The 684-nt window shown below is 63.2% G+C and carries 2 protein-coding genes; one reads left to right on the top strand and one right to left on the bottom strand.

Annotated features, from left to right (window positions below; translation table 11 throughout):
• Positions 1-147 carry a hypothetical protein gene (locus I5G_RS25915; protein WP_022879487.1) on the bottom strand — a complete coding sequence of 49 codons (147 nt, stop codon included), beginning with the start codon at positions 145-147 and terminating at the stop codon, positions 1-3.
• A gap of 89 nt (positions 148-236) precedes the next feature.
• Between I5G_RS25915 and I5G_RS24800 the strand changes: the two genes are divergently transcribed.
• A partial coding sequence (locus I5G_RS24800; RefSeq protein WP_275574425.1) for a PolC-type DNA polymerase III occupies positions 237-684 on the top strand: 448 nt, incomplete at its 3' end.

Raw genomic sequence — 684 nt, 5'->3', positions numbered from 1 at the left:
TCAGCCCGGATTGCCACCTTTTGTGAAAACGCGACACAGCGCGATGGCTGTCAAGAACCACACGACGAAAGCGAGGATGGAGTTAGTCGTGCTCAGGGCGAAGATCGATGTTTGGTCGAAGAGGGTGTTCGGCGAGGACGTCAGCATGGCGCTCATCGTAGGGGGACGGGGCCGTCTCCCGCGGGTGAGTTTCGCGGACCGCCGGCGCCGTCGCCCGCGCGCGTTACGCTCGGCGCATGTCGTTAGCTCCCGCGCCCGTCGCAGGCCCCGGTTTCGCTGTCATCGACTTCGAGACGACGGGTCTGCTGCCGGAATATCACCACCGTGCCGTCGAGGTCGCCGTCGTGCACGTCGATCCGGATGGCATCGTCACCGGGCAGTGGGACACGCTCATCAACCCGCGCCGTGATCTAGGGCCGCAGCGGATACAAGGCATGTCCTCGAAGTACATCTTCGGCGCGCCGTTCTTCGAGGAGGTGGCATCGCATCTGATCGAGTTCCTCTCCGGTCGCGTCATCATCGGTCATAACGCGTCGTTCGATATGCGATTCTTGGACGCCGACATGGACCGCCTCGAGAACTGCCGCAGAGATCCATGGGCGTCGGCGTGCTCATGCTGCTCGCCAGTCGGCATGTGGGCGTTGGTGAGATCCTCGCGGACTGGTTCGACGATTTCGGCATCCC

The sequence above is a fragment of the Microbacterium sp. B19 genome (genome assembly GCF_000333395.1).
Taxonomy (GTDB): domain Bacteria; phylum Actinomycetota; class Actinomycetes; order Actinomycetales; family Microbacteriaceae; genus Microbacterium.
Note: the sequence above shows the minus strand (reverse complement) of the source record. Positions and strands in the feature narration are given on the sequence as shown.

Coding starts and splice junctions, on each gene's coding strand:
- I5G_RS25915 (WP_022879487.1), bottom strand. CDS start 147: ATGCTGACGTCCTCGCCGAACACCCTCTTCGACCAAACATCGATCTTC.